At 66.9% G+C, this 21640-nt stretch carries 16 protein-coding genes and 1 rRNA gene; 13 read left to right on the top strand and 4 right to left on the bottom strand.

The genetic code is table 11. The features are described 5' to 3' along the window. Positions 1-7: 7 nt before the first annotated feature. The 6 genes from AMYHA_RS24540 to AMYHA_RS24515 are packed head-to-tail and all read left to right on the top strand — an operon-like array spanning position 8 to position 4972. Positions 8-607, top strand: coding sequence for a hypothetical protein (locus tag AMYHA_RS24540; protein WP_034274939.1), 600 nt, complete (start codon positions 8-10; stop codon positions 605-607). Between the two features lie 3 nt (positions 608-610). Then, on the top strand, positions 611-1609 hold the full coding sequence (locus AMYHA_RS24535; RefSeq protein ID WP_034274937.1) for a C40 family peptidase: 999 nt from the start codon (positions 611-613) through the stop codon (positions 1607-1609). Between the two features lie 15 nt (positions 1610-1624). Then, on the top strand, positions 1625-2473 hold the full coding sequence (locus tag AMYHA_RS26670) for a hypothetical protein (RefSeq protein ID WP_034274935.1): 849 nt from the start codon (positions 1625-1627) through the stop codon (positions 2471-2473). A gap of 60 nt (positions 2474-2533) precedes the next feature. Beyond that, a complete protein-coding gene (locus tag AMYHA_RS24525; RefSeq protein WP_034274933.1) occupies positions 2534-2758 on the top strand; it encodes a hypothetical protein in 225 nt (74 codons plus the stop codon). Continuing rightward, positions 2751-4181, top strand: coding sequence for an RNB domain-containing ribonuclease (locus tag AMYHA_RS24520; RefSeq protein ID WP_051400267.1), 1431 nt, complete (start codon positions 2751-2753; stop codon positions 4179-4181). Before AMYHA_RS24525 ends, AMYHA_RS24520 begins: the two co-directional genes overlap by 8 nt. A 5-nt stretch (positions 4182-4186) precedes the next feature. Then, positions 4187-4972 carry a helical backbone metal receptor gene (locus AMYHA_RS24515; protein ID WP_034278716.1) on the top strand — a complete coding sequence of 262 codons (786 nt, stop codon included), beginning with the start codon at positions 4187-4189 and terminating at the stop codon, positions 4970-4972. Between the two features lie 29 nt (positions 4973-5001). Here AMYHA_RS24515 and panB read toward each other — a convergent pair whose 3' ends face one another. The 3 genes from panB to secA2 all read right to left on the bottom strand — a co-directional run bounded on the left by panB (position 5002) and on the right by secA2 (position 10186). Further along, positions 5002-5871, bottom strand: a complete 870-nt coding sequence (gene panB, locus AMYHA_RS24510) for a 3-methyl-2-oxobutanoate hydroxymethyltransferase (protein ID WP_034278714.1) — start codon at positions 5869-5871, stop codon at positions 5002-5004. A gap of 243 nt (positions 5872-6114) precedes the next feature. Continuing rightward, positions 6115-7833, bottom strand: coding sequence for an NAD+ synthase (locus AMYHA_RS24505; protein WP_034274931.1), 1719 nt, complete (start codon positions 7831-7833; stop codon positions 6115-6117). Between the two features lie 31 nt (positions 7834-7864). Beyond that, positions 7865-10186, bottom strand: coding sequence for an accessory Sec system translocase SecA2 (secA2, locus tag AMYHA_RS24500; protein WP_034274928.1), 2322 nt, complete (start codon positions 10184-10186; stop codon positions 7865-7867). Positions 10187-10383: 197 nt separating this feature from the next. Between secA2 and AMYHA_RS24495 the strand changes: the two genes are divergently transcribed. Further along, positions 10384-11973, top strand: coding sequence for an alpha/beta hydrolase (locus AMYHA_RS24495; RefSeq protein ID WP_051400266.1), 1590 nt, complete (start codon positions 10384-10386; stop codon positions 11971-11973). Between the two features lie 66 nt (positions 11974-12039). Here the strand turns inward: AMYHA_RS24495 and AMYHA_RS24490 are convergent, their stop codons facing one another. Further along, positions 12040-12999 (bottom strand): GlxA family transcriptional regulator, encoded by a 960-nt coding sequence (locus tag AMYHA_RS24490; protein WP_034274925.1) that lies wholly within the window; start codon positions 12997-12999, stop codon positions 12040-12042. 106 nt (positions 13000-13105) lie between these two features. Between AMYHA_RS24490 and AMYHA_RS24485 the strand changes: the two genes are divergently transcribed. The 6 genes from AMYHA_RS24485 to AMYHA_RS24460 all read left to right on the top strand — a co-directional run bounded on the left by AMYHA_RS24485 (position 13106) and on the right by AMYHA_RS24460 (position 21599). After that, complete coding sequence (locus tag AMYHA_RS24485; RefSeq protein WP_034274923.1) at positions 13106-14407, top strand: MFS transporter; 1302 nt, start codon at positions 13106-13108, stop codon at positions 14405-14407. A 46-nt stretch (positions 14408-14453) separates the two neighbouring features. Further along, the gene (gene glnA, locus AMYHA_RS24480) at positions 14454-15797 is read left to right on the top strand and encodes a type I glutamate--ammonia ligase (protein WP_034274921.1); all 1344 of its coding nucleotides are present in this window, start codon (positions 14454-14456) and stop codon (positions 15795-15797) included. A gap of 234 nt (positions 15798-16031) precedes the next feature. Further along, complete coding sequence (locus AMYHA_RS24475) at positions 16032-16901, top strand: HalD/BesD family halogenase (protein WP_034274919.1); 870 nt, start codon at positions 16032-16034, stop codon at positions 16899-16901. A gap of 16 nt (positions 16902-16917) precedes the next feature. After that, positions 16918-17757 carry a hypothetical protein gene (locus tag AMYHA_RS24470; RefSeq protein WP_051400265.1) on the top strand — a complete coding sequence of 280 codons (840 nt, stop codon included), beginning with the start codon at positions 16918-16920 and terminating at the stop codon, positions 17755-17757. A 14-nt stretch (positions 17758-17771) separates the two neighbouring features. Beyond that, on the top strand, positions 17772-19589 hold the full coding sequence (locus AMYHA_RS24465) for a choline/carnitine O-acyltransferase (RefSeq protein WP_407919894.1): 1818 nt from the start codon (positions 17772-17774) through the stop codon (positions 19587-19589). A 478-nt stretch (positions 19590-20067) separates the two neighbouring features. Beyond that, positions 20068-21599: ribosomal RNA gene (locus AMYHA_RS24460) — 16S ribosomal RNA — on the top strand. Positions 21600-21640: the final 41 nt, after the last annotated feature.

The raw sequence follows: 21640 nt of genomic DNA, 5'->3' as shown, positions 1-21640 counted from the left end.
CGCGGGCATGCCGATCCGTACCCACAGAGGCCGCGCTGCGGTGTACCGGCGTATCTGGGGCGCGCCGCTGCGTTCCCCGAAGCACCTGATCGTGACGGTGATGATCCTCGTGGCGATCGTGACCGGTATCGGATTCCTGGTGCCGAAGCTCCTGCCCGGCGTCGACCAGGGCAGCATCTCAAGTGCGGCGTCCCGTACCACCCAGACCGATACCGAGGACGCCGTCCCCACGACGCAGCCGACCGAACTCACCGAGACCCGGCTGACCGAACCGCCGATGACCCGCACCTCGGCAGCCCCGGAGCCCGCCGCGCTCCAGGTCGTCCGCAAGTGGGCGCGGGCATGGGTCACCCACCCAGACGGCATCTCGAACAAGAAATGGCTGCGCGGTCTCGCCCCATTCACCACGGAGGAGTACCTACCCGTGATGGAGTCCGTCGAGCCGGACAACATCCCGGCGACCAAGGTCACCGGGGAACCGAAAGTCGTCGAGTCCTACACCGCCTCGGTCACCGCTGAGGTGCCCACAGACGGCCCGAGGCTGAGCATCACGGTGGTCAAGACCGACGCGGGTTGGCGCGTTTCCAACTACGGCAAGGCGGCCTGAGTCATGCGGCTTGGCATCGTGGTGAGCTTTGCCCTGGCCAGCGTGTTCGGCCTTGTCGTCGCCGCGACGACCGTGGTCAATGTGATCAACGCGGGCGAGCGCGCGCAGCTGATGGACGTCGATCGCGTCAGCTGCGAGGCGATGATCGGGCCAAGCCAACCTGGTGCTCCCCGAGTCGGCGCGACCGACGCCGCCAACCTGACCCGGGACCAGCTCGATACGGCTGGGCTGATCGTGTCCATCGGCAAGAAGCGCAAGCTGCCGCCCCGCGCGTGGCAGGTCGCGATCCAGGCTGGCATGACCGAGTCCGGGTTGCGCAACCTGTACTACGGCGACCGCGATTCGCTCGGCATTTTCCAGATGCGTCCGTCGATGGGCTGGGGCACGGTCTCGGAGGTGACGGACCCGCCGTACCAGGTCAACAAGTTCTACGACGTCCTTGAGCAGATCCCGAACTGGCAGGCGATGCGGCCAGGCGATGCCGCGCAGGCGGTCGAGCGCTCGGCCTTTCCCGATCGCTACCACCGGTGGGAAGCCATGGCCGTCCACCTCGTCGAGAACATCGGCGATGTCGCCGACGCGGCGGGTTGTGGTGAGGGTGTCGGGCTCGCGCTGCCGCCGAGCAAGGCGGCCGCCAAGGCGATCGAGTTCGCCATGGGTGAGCGCGGCAAACCGTACGTGTGGGGCGCGGAAGGGCCGGACGCCTACGACTGCTCCGGTTTGCTGATGCGAGCGTTCGAGTCCGCTGGGATCATCATGCCGCGGGTGTCTCGCGACCAGTACCACGCGGGAGCGAAGCTGCCCGTGGAGAAGGCGAAACCGGGAGACCTGCTGTTCTGGGCCTATGACGAGTCTGACCCGAGCACGATCCACCACGTGGCGATGTACATCGGCGACGGCCAGATCGTCGAAGCGCAGCAGTCCGGCGTGCCGGTGCACACCAGGGACGTCACGTTCGGCGAGCCCGAGATGCTGCCGGTAGCCGTCCGGCCAGGGGTGTGAGGAAGGAGCGGTGCCGTGAAACGCCTTGGCAAGAGGGGCAAGCAAGCGCCCGAGGAACAGGAGCAGGACCCGCGCAGCTCGTTCGCGGCCGCGCCGTTGCCCCGGCATGCCGGGCCGCCCGCGTCGAGCACGCCGCTGGCCGACCAGCTTGCCAGGGGCGGCCCCGGCGTCACCGCCGAGTACGTCGTGCTGCCCCGCTCCATCGCAGAGGACATGCCGTTGCCGTGGCAGCGGCAGATCGCCAGTGTGCTCGAGCAGTTCCACCACATGCACCGGGACTTGTCATGGCCGAAGTACCGCGTGCTGCCCTCCCGCGAGGAGAAGCTCACCGACCTGGATGAGGAACAGCTCGCCGAAGCGGGATACACCGTCGAGATGGACGATGACGGTGAGCTCGTCTACCGAGAACGCAGCGGCCGTAGGGTTGACGAGCCAGAGGAGACCACGGTGCTGGTGACGTGCCTCGACCCGGTGGTCTCCGAGAGGAGCGTGCGGCGGCAGCAGCAGGCTCCCGCCGAACCGGCACCCGCACCGCAGGAACAGCCGCAGCAGCCAGCGCCGCAACGCGCGGCCCCGATGAACATCGGTCCGCAACCCGTGTGGCAGCCGGTGCCTGGTGCCGAGCAGCCCGGTGGCCACGCCGTTCCCGCGCAGCAGCGCCCGCAGTCTCCACCGCCCGCCTCACTGGCGGAGCCGGAGACTCCCGCACGCGGCACGCCGATGCCCGATCCGGTGGAAGACGCCGCGATGGACTGGCCCAGCCCGGCAACCGGCACGGCTCCGGCGAGTGGCGCGGAGCCCGTAGGCGGTGACTTCGGGCCGACCGGTGACCCGATCGAGCGCCCCTACCGGTACGGCGGCTAACTGGGCGGTGTGCCGCGCTGGCATATGTGCTCCCAGCCATTCTTGGGCCAGACTGGGGGTATGGCACTGTGGCGCAAGAAGAAGGACCCGAACCCGGACAAAGGTTGGTATTACAACACCAAGACCGGTGAGGTCGAGCACCTCGAGGTGTCCCGGGCGATTGACCGGCTCGGGCCTTATCCCGACGAGGCGACCGCGCGGCGCGCCCTCGAAATCGCCAGGCAACGCACCGAGGAGGCCGACCGAGCCGACCGGGAATGGGGCAATCGGGATTCGGATGAGTAGCGACCCGCTACCCCCGGCGCGGACGTCAGGGCGGCGATGGGACTTCGCCGCCGTCCGCGCCGAGTTCGATCTGCCAGACGGCTTCGCTCCCGATACCCTCGCGGAAGCGGAGGACGCCGTGGTACGCGCCCGCGAGTTGAGTGGCGACCGCTACGACGCCACCGACATTCCCGTTGTCACCATCGATCCACCCGGCGCGCGCGATCTCGACCAGGCGATGCGCGTCGAGCGGCTGTCCCACGGCTACCGGGTTCGGTATGCCATCGCTGACCTCGGCGCGTTCGTCACGCCGTCCGGCGCCGTTGACCGGGAAGCCACCGCCAGGGGCCAGACGCTCTACCTCCCGGACGGCACCGTGCCGTTGCATCCGCCGGTGCTCTCCGAGCGAGCCGCGAGCCTGCTGCCTGGCGAGGTCCGCCCGGCCGTGCTGTGGACCATCGACACCGACGACGAGGGCAACCCAGTCGACATCGACGTCCGCAGAGCGATCGTGCGCTCCGTTGGCCGGTTCGACTATCAGGGCGTCGTCAACGACGTCGCGCGCGGTGAGGTGCACCCTTCGCTGGCCACGCTGCCGGAGTTCGGCACGCTCCGGCGACGGCTCGCCGCTCAGCGCGGCGCGATCGAGCTGCAACTGCCCGAACAGGAGGTGACTTCCGACGGCAACGGCGGCTGGCGGCTCGCGCTGCGGCTGCGCACCGAAATCGACGCGTTCAACGCCGAGATTTCGCTGCTCACCGGCATGTGTGCGGCGGAGCTGATGCTGGAGGCAGGGGTGGGCATCCTGCGCACTGTCGTCGAGGCGGACGAGGACGCGCACTGCTGGTTACGGGAGTCCGCACAGGCGCTGGGCATCGACTGGCCGCACGGCACCGGTGTCGCCGATGTCCTCAGCGGCCTCGATCCGGCGCGGCCCGAGTCGCTGGCCTTCTACGCCGACAGCACCCGACTGCTGCGTGGCGCGGGCTACACCACGTTCGACGGTGCGCCACCCAGCGCGTCATCGCACGCTGGGATCGGTGGCCCGTACACGCACGTCACGGCACCGATCAGGCGGTTGGTCGACCGCTATGCCACCGAGGTGTGCCTCGCCGTTTGCGCTGGCACGGAGGTTCCGGAGTGGACCCGCGCCGGGCTGGCTGAACTGCCGTCGGCGATGGGCACGTCCGACGCGCTCGCCGCCAAGGTGGAGCGCGCCTGCCTCGACCAGGTCGAGTCGTGGGTGCTCGCGGACCGGGTCGGTGAGACGTTCGACGCCGTGGTGCTGCGCGGCGGCGGCGAGCAGGTTGAGGTGCTGATTTCCGACCCGCCAGTCTTGGCCAGCTGCGACGGCACCGACCTCGCCGAGGGGCAGCGCGTCACCGTCCGGCTCACGGCGGTCGACACGACCGCGCGGACGGTCACCCTGGAGCCGGTACCGTGACCAGGATGCACTTGATCGACGATCTTGGCGAAGAGGTGCCGCTACGAGGGACACCCGAGCGGGTGGTGTCGCTGGTGCCGTGCCTGACCGAGGCGGTCGAGGTCAGTCTTGACGGCACCATCGTGGGTGCCACCGACTACTGCACCCATCCGGTTGACCTCGACGTGACCCGGGTTGGTGGCTCGAAGTACCCGAAAGTCGACGAAGTCCTCGCGCTACGGCCCGATCTGGTGCTGGCTAACTCCGAGGAGAACCGCAAGGAAGACGTCGAGCGAATGCGCGCCGACGGCATCCCGGTGTGGGTGATGGCCGCGCCCGCGACCGTGCCCGACGCGCTCGGCTCGCTGCGGAGGCTGCTCACCCAGGCGTTCGGCGTTGATGAGCCGCAATGGCTGGTCGATGCCGAACACGCCTGGTCGGAGACGCTGCCCCCGCGGGTACATGCCGTGGTTCCGGTGTGGCGTAAACCGTGGGTGGTGATCGGCCGCGACACCTTCGGCGGCGACGTGCTGCACCGGCTGGGCGTGGCCAACGTCTATGCCGACCACGCCGAGCGGTACCCGAGGCCGAAGCGCGATGAGATCGCCGCGCGGTTCGACGGGGGCGAGGCCGAGCTGCTGGTGCTGCCGGACGAGCCGTGGGAGTTCACCGAGGCCGACGGCCCCGATGCCTTCCCTGGCGTGCCGTACGTGCTGGTCTCCGGCCGCTATCTCACCTGGTACGGACCGTCCCTTGTGGACGCCAACCGCGAACTGGCCGCCGCCATCGCCGCCCCGCGAGTCTCACCGTAGCCGCGGCGAGTCTCACCGCGCCTGCCGCTTTAGTGGAAGGCGTGCTCCGGTCCTGGGAATTCCCCGGCTTGAACCTCGGCCGCGAACGTCGCCGCCGCCTCGGACAGCACGCCAGCCATGTCGGCGTAGCGCTTGACGAACCGCGGTGACTTGCCGCGCCGCAGCCCGGCCATGTCCTGCCAGACCAGCACCTGCGCGTCGCAGTCTGGACCGGCCCCGATGCCCACGGTCGGAATCGTCAGTTCATGCGTGATCTGCTTCGCGACCTCGGCGGGCACCATCTCCATGACGACGGCGAACGCACCGGCCTCTTGCAGCGCGAGCGCGTCGGCGAGCAGTTCCTGGCCCGCCTCGCCCCGGCCCTGCACCCGGTACCCACCGAGGTTGTGCTCACTCTGCGGTGTGAAGCCGATGTGGCCCATCACGGGAATCCCGGCCGACGTCAGCGCCTCGACGTGCGGCGCGAACTTTCGTCCGCCTTCCAGCTTGACGGCGTGTGCGAGGCCTTCCTTCATGAACCGCACTGACGTCTCCAGCGCCTGCTCCGGCGAGAGCTGGTACGACCCGAACGGCAGGTCAGCGACCACGAGCGACCTCTGCACCGACCGGGTGACCGCACGGACCAGCGGCAACAGCTCATCGACCGTCACCGGGATCGACGTCTCGTAGCCGTAGACGTTGTTCGCCGCGGAATCTCCGACGAGCAGCACCGGAATGCCGGCCTCGTCGAACAACTGCGCGGTGTACATGTCGTAGGCGGTGAGCATGGGCCACGCCTCGCCGCGTTCCTTCATCTCACGCAGGTGGTGGACCCGTACCTTCTTCGGTGGCTTCGACTGCTGTGCGCTGCCGGAGCCGTACGGAGCGGCTTCTTCCGCGCCGGGGGAGCCTGCTGACATCATCGACCGTCCTTCCTCGGGGCCCGATCCGGGTCCCCGGGCAGTGGGTGTTGCCCGTGCTCGCGCCGTGGCCCCTCGTATGCGCTCGTCGCCGTAGTGCGGTCGACTGCGCGAGTGGACGGCCGAAGTCGCGGGGTGTGCACGCCAAGCGTGGCACCGCACGACCCGGTGTGCAGCAATGGTGCGACGAGGGTCACATCGCATGCAGGTGCGGCGTCCCGCTAGCGGCGGGACCGGAGCGCCTCAGTGCGTCTCGCGCCAGCGGTTGGTCAGCGGCAGCCTGCGATCCCGCCCGAACGCCTTGAACGTGATCTTTGTCCCTGGTGGGTACTGCCGCCGCTTGTACTCCGCGATGTCGACCATCCGCACGACTCGGTCGACGAGCGCCGGGTCGAAGCCTTGCGTCAGCAGGTCCGCGAAACCGCGATCGCCCTCGACATAGTCGTCGAGGATGTCGTCCAGCAGCGAGTAATCCGGCAGTGAGTCGGTGTCGAGCTGGTCCGGGCGCAGCTCCGCCGACGGCGGCTTGGTGATGGAGTTCTCCGGGATCGGCGGGGTCTCACCGCGCTGCGCCGCGACGTCGTTGCGCCAGCGCGCCAGCTCCCACACATGTGTTTTGAAGACGTCCTTGATCGGGGCGAACGCGCCGACGGCGTCGCCGTACATCGTGGAGTAGCCGACGGCGATCTCGGTCTTGTTACCGGTGGCAAGCACCAGGTGGCCTTCGGCGTTGGACAGTGCCATCAGCAGCACACCACGCACCCTGGCCTGCACGTTCTCCTCGGCAAGCCCGGACAATTCCAGCTGACCGACGTAGGACTGCACCATGTCGGCGATCGGCTCCACCCGGAAGTGGCAGCCCAGCCGCCGCGCCAGCTCGGACGCATCGGACTGTGAGTGCTCCGAGGAGTACTTCGACGGCATCGAGACCCCATGCACCGCGTCCGCGCCGAGTGCGTCGACGGCGATCGCGGCCGACACGGCGGAGTCGATACCACCGGAGAAACCGAAGATCACCGAACGGAAGCCGTTCTTGTGCACGTAGTCGCGAAGGCCGATGACCAGTGCCGTCCACACCTCGGCCGGATCGGACAACGGCTCGGCCAGCGGTGGTGCCGGTTGTGGCTCGTACACGCGCAGCTGGGCATCCGACAGCACGATGCGGCGGACGTCCAGTCCCGCGAAGACGCCGGTGGCGTGCGAGGTGCCTGCCGGAAGGTCGAGGTCGACGATCAGCAGGTGCTCGGTGAACTGCGGCGCACGGGCCAGTACGGTGCCGTCGGCGTCGACGACGAAAGAGTCGCCGTCGAAGACCAGGTCGTCCTGGCCGCCGACCTGGTTGCAGTACGCCAGCGGCGCACCAGCCTCCGCCGCACGCCGCGCGGCGAGCGGCAGTCGCTGCTCGTCCTTGGATCGCTCGTAGGGCGAAGCGTTCGGCACCACCACCAGATCGACACCCGCCTCGCCCAGCGCGGCGATCGGGCCGCCGTCCTGCCAGATGTCCTCGCAGATCACCATGCCGATGTCGATGCCGTGCAGCCGGACGACGTCGAGCGTTTGCCCCGGTTTGAAGTAGCGGTACTCGTCGAACACGCCGTAGTTCGGCAGGTGGTGTTTGAATTGCCGTGCGACGACCTCGCCCTGGTACAGCGCGGCGGCGGCATCGCGCGGGCCGACGTCGTCGGTGTCCAGGTAGCTGACGTAGGTGAGCACGTCGCCGCAGCCTTCGTCCCGCAACCGTGTCGCCAGTGACTCAAGCGCCGCCGCTGATGCCCGCACGAACGTGTCGCGCAGCACAAGATCCTCGACGGGATAGCCGGTCAGCGCCATTTCACCGGTGACGACGACGTGCGCGCCTTCGTCGGCGGCCTTCCTGGTCGCCTCGACGATCAGGTCGGCGTTGCCGGTCAGATCACCGACGGTCGGGTTGAGCTGAGCCAGCGCCATCCGCAGTTGAGCCATGCGCCCATTCTGCACCGGCCACCCACGGTTTCTACCGCCGCTTCTTCCGCAACGTCCCTCGGATCTTCTTCAACGCCTGCTCGGCGTCGGAGTCGAACGGGTTGTCGTGCACGAGGTACGTCCACGTCGACGTCGGTCGCTTCACCCCGGCGCCAGCCAGATCGACGCCGTCATCGGTGACCTCGGTGTCGGCGAACGTCTTCACCGCGCTGTCCTTCGCCTCGTTGATGATCTTGTGGAATTCCGGGATCGCCGCGCGGTGGAACTCGTCGATCGGCGTCTCCTTGCCCAGCGCACGCAGGTGGATGCTCTCTCGCACGTCCGCGAGAAACGCCAGGTGATCGGACCACAGCTGGTCGAGGTGGAACAGCATGATCTCCCGGCACATCTGCGCCAGCGTCTCCTCGGACAGCTGCTCGGCGAGCTCGTCGTAGCGTTCCCGCTCCTCTGCCCGCATGTGCTCCGCCGCGGTGTCGGTGAGCAGGACCTCGTCGCGGAATGTCAGCAGGTCGCTGCGCTGCCGCTCGATCAGCCGGGTGTAGCGCCAGGTGTTGCGGTGAATCTCCTGGTTGGCGCCCTCGACAACGCGCTGCGCGTGGTTGAGGTGGCGCAGGGCCGCAGGGTCGGTGATCTCGCCGTCGTCATCGGCGGCGAGACCCTCCGGTACGTCGGGGGCACCGGCCATCACCAGGTCGTCCTCCAGACTCGCGAAGAACACCGAACCGCCGGGATCGCCCTGGCGTCCCGCACGGCCCCGCAACTGGTCGTCCAGCCGGCTGCTCGGGTACCGCGCGGTGCCGATGACATACAACCCGCCCAGCTCGACCGCTTTGTCTCGTTCGGCTGCGTCGACCGCGCTGCCGCCCAACTTGATGTCGGTGCCACGGCCCGCCATCTGTGTGGAAACCGTGATCGTGCCCGGCTTGCCCGCCTCGGCGATGATCTCGGCCTCCTCCGCGTCGTTGCGCGCGTTGAGCACGGTGCAGGTCAGCCCGGCCTTGGTCAGCTTCTCCGCCAGCTCCTCCGATTCCGCGACGTCCTGGGTGCCGACCAGGATCGGCCTGCCCTCCTCGTGGACCTGGCTGATCTCCGCGACGATCGCGCGCAGCTTCTGCGATGGCGACGTGAAGATCCGGTCCGGCTCGTCGACGCGGATGTTCGGGGTGTTCGGCGGGATGACGGCCACTTCCAGCTTGTAGAACTCCCGTAGCGTCTCCGCGACGGCCACCGCCGTGCCGGTCATGCCAGCCACCACCGGATACCGCGCGATGAGCGCCTGCACCGTGATCGAATCGAGCACTTCGCCGCGATCCGACGGCGGCAACTGCTCCTTCGCCTCGACGGCGGCCTGCAGCCCGTCCGGCCAGCGCTGCAGCTCCGCGACGCGGCCCCTGGATGTGTTGATGAGCTGCACCTTGCCGTCGCGCACCAGGTAGTCGACGTCGCGGGCGAGTAGCGCGTGCGCATGCAGCGCCACGTTGACGGCGGCGAGCCGTTCGGCGCCGGACTCGTCGTAGAGGTCGATGCCGCCGAGCGCCTTCTCCACGACGGACGAACCAGCAGGGGTCAGCCAGGCGTTCTTGCCGTCGGAGTCGGTCTCGTAGTGCAGCCCGAGGCGCAGTCGCCGGACGATCTTGGCGACCTCCTCGTCGACGACGCCCGCGTCTACCGAGCCCGCCATCACCAGCGGCACTCGCGCCTCGTCGACCAGCACCGAGTCGGCCTCGTCGACGATCGCCACCTCTGGCCGAGGGAGCACCCGGTCATCCGCCTTCGTCACCAGCCGGTCGCGGAGCATGTCGAAGCCGATCTCGCTGACCGCGCCGTAGGTGACGTCGCAGCCGTAGGCATCCTTGCGCTCGGCGTGCGTCGTGGCGGGCTCCACCCAGTCGACGGACACTCCCAGCAGTTCGAACACCGGCCGCATCCACTCGGCGTCGCGTTTGGCGAGATAGTCGTTGACCGAGATGAGGTGCACGCGCTTGTCCTGTAGCGCGTGCCCGCACGCGGCGAGCGCACCGACCAGCGTCTTGCCCTCGCCGGTGGCCATCTGCACCACGTGCTGCGAGAGCAGCCCCATGACCCCGAGCATCTGGACGTCGAAGGCACGTTCCCCAAGCGCGCGCCGACCCGCCTCCCTGCCGAGCGCGCAGAACTCGATCAGCTGCTCGGTGCTGAAGTCGCCGTCGGTGCGCAGTTCCCGCGCTGCCCGGCCGAGGTCATCGTCGGAGCGATCCCGCAGGTCGTCCTCGCGCTCTCCGATGGCGGGCAGCAGCTTCTCGTACTTGGTCAGCTCAACGCTCGCAGGCCGTTCGATGATCCTGCGCAGCCGTTTGCCTACCCGCGTCCGCATGGGGGCTCGCCCGAGCGCCATTCAACCGTCTCCTCGTCCTCTGCGCCTGATGCCTGCCATCATCCCTGAACCGCCGTATGCTCAGCGTGACCGACGGGACCGGATCGTGCCCAGTCTCCCGGCTCGGCGGCAAGCACCGCCCGGTCCAACGGCATATGACTCCTTCGGGTTCCGTCGTTTCATGGCACGATCGCAGCGTGCCACCTTCTTCTCGTAAACTCCTCGCCCTGGTCGGCGCCGTTCTTGTGGCCGCGACCGCCTGTACCGCCCTCGAAGACGGCGACCCTCGGGGCGACGAGCGCGCGCCAGCTGGGCCCGTCGGACCGGTGCCCGACGGTCTCGAGGACTACTACGGGCAGCGACTGGACTGGGGCGACTGCGCGCCGTACGCGACCACCGCGATCGCGGAGCAGACCTTCGCCGCACAGGAAGTGGAGTGCGCGCGGCTTTCGGTGCCGCTGTCCTACGAGAACCCGGACGCGGAGACCATCGAGGTCGGTGTGCTGCGCACCCGCGCGCAGGGCGACCGGATCGGCTCACTGCTGGTCAACCCCGGCGGCCCAGGGGTGTCCGGCATGGAGGCCGCCGCCAGCCTGCGGTTCTCACCGACCATCAGCAAGCTGGGGGAGCGGTTCGACATCGTCGGCTTCGACCCACGCGGCGTCGGCGCGAGCACCCCCACCATCGAATGCCTTACCGACGCTGAACGCGACGCGGACCGCGCGGATGACAGCGAGGTCGACGGCACCCCGCAGGGCGTCAAGGAGCAGGAAGCCGAGGAGCGGGCGTTCGCGCGCAAGTGCGCGAAGCGGACAACGCACGGCGAGGAGATGCTGGCCAATATCGGCACCCGCGACGTCGTCAAGGACATGGACGTCCTCCGCTCGGTGCTCGGTGACGAGAAGCTCACCTACCTTGGCTATTCCTACGGCACCCGGATCGGCTACACCTATGCCGAGCAGTTCCCGGACAACGTGCGCGCCATGGTGCTCGACGGCGCGCTCGACCCCGAGCAGGACATCGTCGACTCGCTGGTCGCGCAGGGCAAAGGTTTCGGTGACGCCTTCGCTGAGTTCGTCAAGTGGTGCGGGAAGCGGCAAGACTGCGCCCTCGACGACGACCAGGGCGAGGCCACCGAGCGCTACCAGGACCTGGTTCAGCCACTGATAGACAACCCGGTCACCATCGGCGACGGCAGGGACTTGTCGTTCGAGGACGCCACCACGGCGACCGTGCAGGCGCTGTACTCGCGTCAGTTGTGGGAGAAGCTCAACACCGGGCTCAACGAATTGCGGCGGGGCCGGGGCGAGACGTTGATGGCGCTCGCGGACCAGTACAACGAGCGTGGCCCGGACGGTGAGTACTCCAGCACGCAGGACGCTTTCGCCGCCATCCGCTGCGTCGACGACCCGAGGGTGACCGACCGCGACAAGATCCTCGCAGCACAACGCCGTTATGCGAAGGTCGCGCCTTTCCTTGACAGCGGCCGTCCGATCAGCGATGCCCGCGACGCGTGCGCGTTCTGGCCGGTGCCGAACACCTCCGAACCGCACCTGCCCGATGTCGAGGGTGTGCCGCCCGTGCTGGTCATCTCGACGACGAACGACCCGGCGACGCCATACAAGGCGGGCGTGCAACTCGCGAACGCGATGGACGGCAGGCTGCTGACCTACGAAGGCACTCAGCACACCGTGTTCGCGCAGGGCAAACAGTGCGTGGATCAGGCAGGTATCGACTACCTCATCGACGGCACGTTGCCGAAGAAGGGCCTGCGCTGCTCGGGCTGAACCCGCGCTGGCCAGACCGCACGATGGCCTTGCCCGTTGCCCGTTCGACTGGGTCTGGCGTCCAGCTCACGCGCCGGTGGCGAACGTTCGCCGGTATGCCAGCGGTGGCACGCCGAGCACCGCGCTGAAGTGTTTGCGCAGCGACGCCGCGCTGCCGAGGCCCGCTTCCGCCGCGACCTGATCCACCGGCAGGTCGGTGGATTCGAGCAGTCTGCGGGCATGGTCCACCCGCTGCCTGGTCAACCAGGCGTGCGGCGGTAGCCCGGTCTCCGCGCGGAACCGCCTGCTGAACGTGCGCTCGCTCATCATGGCGTGCGCTGCGAGCATCCCGAGGGTGAGCGGTTCGCCGAGCCGAGCGAGCGCCCAGGTCCGCGTCGCCGCCGTGCTGCCGATGCCCTGTTGCGGCAGCGGGGCCTCGATGAATTGCGACTGGCCACCGTCTCGCCACGGCGGCACCACGCAGAAGCGGGCGGCGTGATTGGCGACCTCGCTGCCGTGATCGGAGCGCAGCACGTGCAGGCACAGGTCGACGCCAGCAGCGAGCCCCGCCGAGGTGAGCACGTCGCCATCGTCAACGAACAGCACGTCCTCGTGTAGCTCGACCCGCGGATACAGCCGCCGGAAGTCGGCGGCGTACGCCCAATGCGTCGTGGCTGTGCGGCCGTCCAGCAGCCCAGCCGCGCCGAGGACGAACGCGCCAGTGCAGATCGACATCACCCGCGTGCCGGGCCGGACCAGGGCGAGCGCGGCCGCGATGTCATCGGTCAACACGCCCCGATGCCTCGGTCCCGGTGTGCGGGTGCCAGGAATGATCACGGTGTCGGCGTCGGCCAGGATCTCCGGTCCGTGATCGAGTTGGGCTTCATACCCGGCGCTGACGCGCACCGGGCGGTCGTCGACGCCGCACAGTTTGACGTCGTAAAGCGGGACACCGTCCTGGTGCGCTTCGGCCAGGATCTGCGGCGGGATGTGCATGTCGTAGCCGACGACCTCCCCGATCGCCAGCACCGCGACGCGATGAGCCATGGCAAGATTTTCTCATATAGTGGCAATCTTGCCACTGGTACGGCGGTGACCGCCCGGCGAACCTGGACGGGTGACTCTCGTCGATCTCTCGCAGCGGCCGCGCGCAATGCGACGGCGGCCGCACTGGGCCTGGCTGGTGGCCTTCGCTGGTTTCATCGCGCTGGTCGGGGCGGCAGGATTCCGGGCGGCCCCCAGCGTCCTCATCGATCCGCTGCACGCCGAGTACGGCTGGTCGCGCGGCACGATCTCGGCCGCGGTCTCGATCAATCTGGTGCTCTACGGCCTGATCTCGCCGTTCGCCGCCGCACTGATGGAACGCTTCGGCATGCGCCGTGTCGTCGCGTGCGCACTGCTGCTCGTCGGCACCGGAAGCGGCCTTACGGTGTTCATGACGTCGAGCTGGCAGTTGCTACTGCTCTGGGGCGTGCTGGTCGGCACGGGGACAGGCGCGATGGCGCTGACCCTGGTCGCGACGCTGACCAGCCGCTGGTTCGTCGCGCGCAAGGGACTGGTCAGCGGGCTGCTCACCGCGGGCAGCGCGGCGGGGCAGCTGGTGTTCCTGCCGCTGGTGGCCATGCTCGCGACCCGCTACGGCTGGCGGGAGGCCTCGCTCGCGGTGGCGCTCGCCGCGCTCGGCGTCGTCCCGCTCGTGCTCGCTTTCCTGCGGGACCACCCTCGCGACGTCGCTACGACGGCTTACGGCGCGACAGACGTCGTCCCGGATAGCGCGACGCCACACGACGAACCCCCGGTGCGGGCAGGCGGCAGCGCGGCACGAGCGGTTCGGGTGCTAGCCGACGTCATTCGCAACCGGACGTTCCTGCTGCTCGCGGGTGGCTTCGCGATCTGCGGCGCGTCAACCAACGGGTTGATAGGCACCCACTTCGTGCCAGCCGCACACGACCACGGTATGCCCTACACGACGGCGGCCAGCCTGCTTGCGCTGGTCGGCATCTTCGACATCGTCGGCACGGTCGCGTCCGGCTGGCTCACCGATCGGGTGGATCCGCGTTTGCTGCTCGGCGTCTACTACACGCTGCGCGGTGGCGCGCTGGTACTGCTGCCACAGCTGTTCGCCCCGACGACGGAACCACCCATGTGGGCGTTCGTGATCTTCTACGGCCTCGATTGGGTGGCGACCGTGCCGCCGACGGTCGCGCTGTGCCGGCACTGGTTCGGCCCTGCCGCTGGCCCGATCGTGTTCGGCTGGGTGTTCGCGTCGCACCAGGTCGGTGCGGCCATCGCCGCATTCGCCGCTGGCGCGGCGCGCGACCAACTCGGCAGCTACGACGTTGCCTGGTACGGCGCGGGTGGATTGTGCGTGCTTGCCACGGTGATGTCGCTGCGCATCCGCCGTGCGCCGAGCGATGAGCCGCTGGCCGCCGCCGAAGACGGGCCGTCACGGTAGGGCATGTCACATGCGGGCGCACGTGCGTTGCAGTTAGTCTCCCTGCATGGATCGCCAGCAGGAGTTCGTGCTGCGCACGCTTGAAGAACGCGATATTCGCTTTGTCCGGCTGTGGTTTACCGACGTGCTCGGGTTCCTGAAATCGGTGGCTGTCGCGCCCGCCGAGCTGGAGGGAGCCTTCACCGAGGGCATCGGCTTCGACGGTTCCGCCATCGAGGGCTTCGCCAGGGTCTACGAGTCGGACATGGTGGCCAAGCCGGACCCCGCGACGTTCCAGGTGCTGCCGTGGGAGACGCCGGAAGGCGGGCACTACTCGGCGCGGATGTTCTGCGACATCGCGATGCCGGACGGCTCGCCGTCTTGGGCTGATCCTCGCCATGTGCTGCGCAGGCAGCTGTCCAAGGCGGGTGAGGCCGGTTTCACCTGTTACGTGCACCCGGAGATCGAGTTCTTCCTGCTCGCCGACGCCCCCGCGGACGGCGCACCACCCATCCCCGCCGACAACGGCGGCTACTTCGACCAGGCCAGCCACGCCACCGCGGCACACTTCCGCAGGCATGCCATCGAGACGCTGGAAGCGATGGGCATCTCGGTGGAGTTCAGTCACCACGAAGGCGCGCCCGGCCAGCAGGAGATCGACCTGCGCTACGCCGATGCGCTGACCATGGCCGACAACGTGATGACGTTCCGTTACGTGGTGAAGGAGGTCGCACTGACCCAGGGCGTGCGGGCCACCTTCATGCCCAAGCCGTTCTCCGACCAGCCCGGCTCCGGGATGCATACCCACCTGAGCCTGTTCGAGGGCGACCAGAACGCCTTCTACGACCCGGAGGACCCCGACGAGCTGTCCAAGACGGGTAAGGCGTTCGTCGCGGGTCTGCTGGCGCACGCGCGGGAGATCTCGGGTGTCACCAACCAGTGGGTGAACTCCTACAAACGGCTGATCGTCGGCGGCGAGGCCCCGACAACGGTGTCCTGGGGCAGGGCCAACCGTTCCGCGCTGGTGCGGGTGCCGATGTACTCGCCGGGCAAGGCATCCTCTCGCCGGGTTGAGCTGCGCTCACTCGACTCGGCGTGTAACCCGTACCTGGCGTACTCGGTGATCCTGGCCGCTGGATTGAAGGGCATCAGCGAGGGCTACGAGCTGCCACCCGCGGCCGAGGACAACATCTGGACGCTGAGCGAAACCGAGCGCAGGGCGGCGGGCTACAAGCAGCTGCCGCAGAACCTCGGTGAGGCGCTGACCGAGATGGAGCGCTCCGAGTTGTTGCCGGACGCGCTTGGCGAGCATGTCTACGACTTCTTCCTGCGCAACAAGCGAGTCGAATGGGACAACTACCGCAGCGAGGTCACACCGTACGAGCTGCGGACGCTGCTTCCTGTCGTCTGATGTCTGCGACTGGTACGCGAACAACGCGGATTTTCACATTTCGCGTTGTTCGTGTGCCATGAATTCCCCCATTCCTCTAGTGTCGTCCCAGCGCGATTGGTACGCTGTTCGGCCGCGTTATCCCGGCGGTGTGTCCGTCCTCACAGCTCAATTTGAAGCACTGATTTCGCCGCATTAATTCTGGTAATCTGCTGCGAGCTTCCTGGTTAATTCGCTCCACGGAAAGGGCTGTGAATGGACGCTTCGGGAACTCAGGTCGTTGAGCAATTGGTCAATACCGAGAGGTACCCGTTATCGGACCCAGGAAGCGACCGGTGGCGCGAGACCGTCGCCACCATCCGCGACGAACTGCGCGACGACGGCTGCAGTGTCCTGGCCGAGTTCGTCCGGCCGGAGCTGCGCGACGTGCTGCGGAGCGAGGGCGCCGAGATGGCGCCGAGCGCGTACTACGACGCGGAGACGGTCAACGCATACAACGTCGACACCGACGCCGACCTGCCGGACGACCATCCAGGCAGGACGCCGATGCAGCGCGGCAACGCTTTCGTGCCGCGGGACGCCATCCCGTCCGACACGATCATCCACCGGCTCTACTTGAGCACGTTGTTCCAGCGGTTCCTCGCCGACTGCTTCGAGTTGACCGAGATCCATCCGCTGGCCGACCCGCTCGCCGGGCTGGTGCTCAACGTCGTGTCGCCGGGCAAGGAGCACCCGTGGCACTTCGACACCAACGAGTTCACCGTCACCATGCTCACCCAGGAGTCGCAAGCCGGCGGGACCTTCGAGTACTGCCCCAACATCCGCTCAGCGGAGTCGGAGAACTTCGACGACGTCAACGCGGTCCTCGCTGGCGACGGCGAACACCTGATCCGCACGCTCGAACTACGGCCGGGCGACCTGCAGTTGTTCAAGGGTCGTTACGCGCTGCACCGGGTGAGCGCTGTCCAGGGCGAACGCGCGCGGCACACGGCGATCTTCGCCTACAGTGAGCGCGACGGAGTCATTGGCACACCGGCTCGCACCAAGCAGCTTTTTGGCAGGGTGCTGCCGGAACACCATGCCGCCGCCGCGCACGCGGTGCGGGTCGATCAACTTCTCGACTAAGAAGGAGGCCCGGTCCGTGGGGTTCGACGCCACCGGGAAAGTGTCGCTCGATCACATTTACGCGCAATCAGATCCCCGTGCGTACTTTCGCACGCTGCGGGAGCTCGATTACTGCATTCCGCAACTCGCGAAACCGTACTTCGCGAAATTAGTCGACGACTATCGGCAGGCGCGTGGGGTGACGACGTGTCAGATTGTTGATATCGGTTGTTCGTACGGTATCAACGCCGCGCTGCTGAATTGCGATCTGACGATGGACGAGCTCTACGACCGGTACTGCGACGACGCGGTGATGTCGGTGTCGCGCGCTGAGCTGCTGCGGCAGGACCGCCAGTTGGTGCGGGCACGCGGCGGGCTGGATCGGCACCGCTTCGTCGGGCTGGACGCCGCCCAACCCGCGCTCGCCTACGCGCGAGAGGCCGGATTCCTCGACGCCGACGTCCACGCCGACCTGGAGTCGCGGGAGCCAACCGAGCAGCAGCGCGCCAGGATCGCGGGCACCGACCTGGTGATTTCCACTGGTTGCCTGGGCTATGTCACAGGCACGACACTGGAACGTGTCATCACGGCCGCGGGGGAGCGCAGGCCGTGGCTGGCGCACTTCGTGCTCCGGATGTTCCCGTTCGGCCCGGTTGCCGACATGCTCACGCGGCTGGGTTACGACACCATTCCGGTCGACGGCGTGTTCAAGCAACGGCGGTTCGCTGACGAGCATGAGCAGGTCCGAATGGTCGACACACTGACGGCGCACGGCGTCGATCCCGAGGGCCTTGAAACCGACGGCTGGCTGTATGCCCAGCTCTATCTCTCCGTGCCACGCGGGGAGCGCAGCACCATCGACGTACCCGAGCAGTGACGTGAGGATTGAGCGTGAGCGGTAGCGAAAACCTGTCCACCCGGACCTTCGGCAACGATGACGACCTGCCCAGGGTGCCGTTGCCGAGCGTGGCGGAGAGCTGCGAACGGTTTCTTGAGTGGTGCACACCGCTGCTGACCGAGGACGAACTGGCCGAGACGAAGGCCGCGGTCGAGGAGTTCCAGCGAGAGGGCAGCGCGGCGCACACCCTGCACGCCGCGTTGGCCGAGTACGACGCCACCGAGGGCGTACACAGTTGGCTCGACACCTTCTGGCCATACCGCTACCTTGGCCGCCGAGACCGCATCGCGCTCAACGCGAACTTCTTCTTTCTGTTCAACGACGTCGCCGCCGGTCAAGCCGAACGGGCGGCGGGTCTGATCGCGTCCGCGCTGCACTACAAGTCGTTGCTCGATGAGGAACGCGTGCCGCCGATTGTGCAACGCGGTGTGCCGCAGTCGATGGATCAGAACAAATTCCTGTTCTCGACGACGCGCATCCCCGGTGAGGTGCAGGACACGGTCCGCGCACCGTACAGCGACGAGTGGCCAGGGCCGTCGACCGAGCGACACATCCTGGTGTTCTACCGGGGCAACATGTTCCGGATGGACGTCCTCGGCGAGCAGGGCACACCACACACGCTCGACGAACTCGCGGACGGTATGCGGGCGGTGATGGACGCCGGTGCCATACCGGCCGCGTCAGGGACGTCCGTGGGACACCTCACCACCAAGGCGCGGGCTGAGTGGGCAGCAACCAGGCAGGATTTGCTCGCCGCCGATGCTGGCAACTCCGCGTTGCTCGACGAGGTCGAGCGGGCACTGTTCTGTGTTTGCCTCGACGACCTCGTGCCTGACGATGCCCACCAAACCTGTGACCAGCTGCTGCACGGTGACAGCGCCAACCGCTGGTTCGACAAGGCGGTCTCGTTCATCGTGTTCGCTGATGGCACGGCGGGCATCAATGTCGAGCACTGCGAGCTGGACGGCACCACCGTCCTGCGGTTCGTGGACGCGCTGTTCGACGACACCGCAGAATCCCACTCGGCGCGGTCGGGCGCGGTAGCGCAGGGCAAACCCGCCGTCGCGCCGATCGAGTTCACGCTCACGGACGCGCTGCGGGCCGACATCACCTCGGCGGCGGAGTCGTTCGCCGCGCAAGCCGCAGACACCGCGACGTCCCTGCTGTCCTTCGACGACTTCGGCGCTAACACCGCTAAGAAGCTCGGGGTCTCGCCGGACGCGTTCATGCAATGCGCGTACCAATTGGCCCACTATCGGGCGAAGGGCTTGCAGGGCGCGACGTACGAGTCGATCGCGACCCGGCAGTACCGGCGGGGCAGGACCGAGGCGATGCGGGTGGTCACGCCCGAGCTGCAACGGTTCGTCGCCGCGATGACCGACGACGACGTCGACGAGGTAGCTCGTCGCGACGCGTTCCGGGCCGCGGCGGACAAGCACGTCGCGCGCGCGAAGGAATGCCAGACCGGACAGGCGCCCGAGCAACACCTGTGGGAGCTGCAACTGATCCAGCAGCGACGTGGGGCGGAGTTGGGTGTGACCGAGCCGTTCGCGCTGTACGAGTCGCCGGGGTGGCTTCGGATGCGCGACGACTACCTCAGCACGAGTTCCGCACCGTCGGTCAACATCCGGTACTTCGGCTTTGGGTCGACGAGTGGCAAGTGCATCGGCGTCGGCTACGTGTTGCTGCCGGAGCGACTGGCGATCTATCTCAGTACGCCGCGCCCTGTCGCGGAGCCGATGTACGCGTTCGGTCGCGAGCTTCGTCGGGCCGTCGGTGAGCTCGCCGCGTTGCTCGCGTCGGGGGCCTAACACGCCCCCTCGCCGGGCGTACCGCGTTGACCTGCGCTTTCGAAGAAAGGGACCCCCCGTTTTTGGCGATCATGGGGACGTGTAATGTTCTCCATGTCGCCAGGAACGCCGGGCCGACGGGGAGAAAGACCCCCTGAAGGACCGGTAGGGAGACGGCTGATAGGGTTTAACCCAGTCAGCAAGAACCCACCCGGGCCGAGCGGGTTGACACCGCGAGACGGACCGGGTAACGTACTGCGACGGCCCAAGGTTGGGCCGAGACCCCTGATAAAGTCGATGAGACTACTGTCCGGGGTTGAGGCTTCGCTAAGGGCAGCAACTACCAAGGATTTCTCTAAACTTAGAGTGATTTGCGGTGCGTGTTGTTTGAGAACTCAACAGTGTGCTTTGTTTACTAAGCCAGTAGATTTTTTTGAACCTTTGTTGGTTCTTTTTTGAGTTTTTTTTAAGAGTCGATGATTCTCTTCAATTTTGTTCATTGTTGGAGAGTTTGATCCTGGCTCAGGACGAACGCTGGCGGCGTGCTTAACACATGCAAGTCGAACGCTGAAGCCATCTTCGGGTGGTGGATGAGTGGCGAACGGGTGAGTAACACGTGGGTAACCTGTCCTGTACTTTGGGATAAGCCCTGGAAACGGGGTCTAATACCGGATACGCATCATTGCCTGCATGGGTGGTGGTGGAAAGCTCCGGCGGTATGGGGTGGGCCCGCGGCCTATCAGCTTGTTGGTGGGGTGATGGCCTACCAAGGCGACGACGGGTAGCCGGCCTGAGAGGGCGACCGGCCACACTGGGACTGAGACACGGCCCAGACTCCTACGGGAGGCAGCAGTGGGGAATATTGCACAATGGGCGCAAGCCTGATGCAGCGACGCCGCGTGAGGGATGACGGCCTTCGGGTTGTAAACCTCTTTCGCCAGGGACGAAGCCCTTTTGGGGTGACGGTACCTGGAGAAGAAGCACCGGCTAACTACGTGCCAGCAGCCGCGGTAATACGTAGGGTGCGAGCGTTGTCCGGAATTATTGGGCGTAAAGAGCTCGTAGGCGGTTTGTCGCGTCGGCCGTGGAAACTGGAGGCTTAACCTTCAGCGTGCGGTCGATACGGGCAGACTTGAGTTCGGTAGGGGAGTCTGGAATTCCTGGTGTAGCGGTGAAATGCGCAGATATCAGGAGGAACACCGGTGGCGAAGGCGGGACTCTGGGCCGATACTGACGCTGAGGAGCGAAAGCGTGGGGAGCGAACAGGATTAGATACCCTGGTAGTCCACGCTGTAAACGTTGGGCGCTAGGTGTGGGCGACATTCCACGTTGTCCGTGCCGTAGCTAACGCATTAAGCGCCCCGCCTGGGGAGTACGGCCGCAAGGCTAAAACTCAAAGGAATTGACGGGGGCACGCACAAGCGGCGGAGCATGTGGATTAATTCGATGCAACGCGAAGAACCTTACCTGGGCTTGACATGCACAGGATTCCGGCAGAGATGTCGGTTCCCTTGTGGCCTGTGTGCAGGTGGTGCATGGCTGTCGTCAGCTCGTGTCGTGAGATGTTGGGTTAAGTCCCGCAACGAGCGCAACCCTTATCCTATGTTGCCAGCACGTAATGGTGGGGACTCGTGGGAGACTGCCGGGGTCAACTCGGAGGAAGGTGGGGATGACGTCAAGTCATCATGCCCCTTATGTCCAGGGCTTCACACATGCTACAATGGCTGGTACAGAGGGTTGCGATACCGTGAGGTGGAGCGAATCCCTTAAAGCCGGTCTCAGTTCGGATCGCAGTCTGCAACTCGACTGCGTGAAGTCGGAGTCGCTAGTAATCGCAGATCAGCAACGCTGCGGTGAATACGTTCCCGGGCCTTGTACACACCGCCCGTCACGTCACGAAAGTCGGTAACACCCGAAGCCCATGGCCCAACCCCCTTTGTGGGGAGGGAGTGGTCGAAGGTGGGACTGGCGATTGGGACGAAGTCGTAACAAGGTAGCCGTACCGGAAGGTGCGGCTGGATCACCTCCTTTCTAAGGAGCACATCACGTCCATCAGCTGCTGTTGTGGTTGG

The sequence above is a fragment of the Haloechinothrix halophila YIM 93223 genome (genome assembly GCF_000504245.1).
Taxonomy (GTDB): domain Bacteria; phylum Actinomycetota; class Actinomycetes; order Mycobacteriales; family Pseudonocardiaceae; genus Haloechinothrix_A; species Haloechinothrix_A halophila.
Note: the sequence above shows the minus strand (reverse complement) of the source record. Positions and strands in the feature narration are given on the sequence as shown.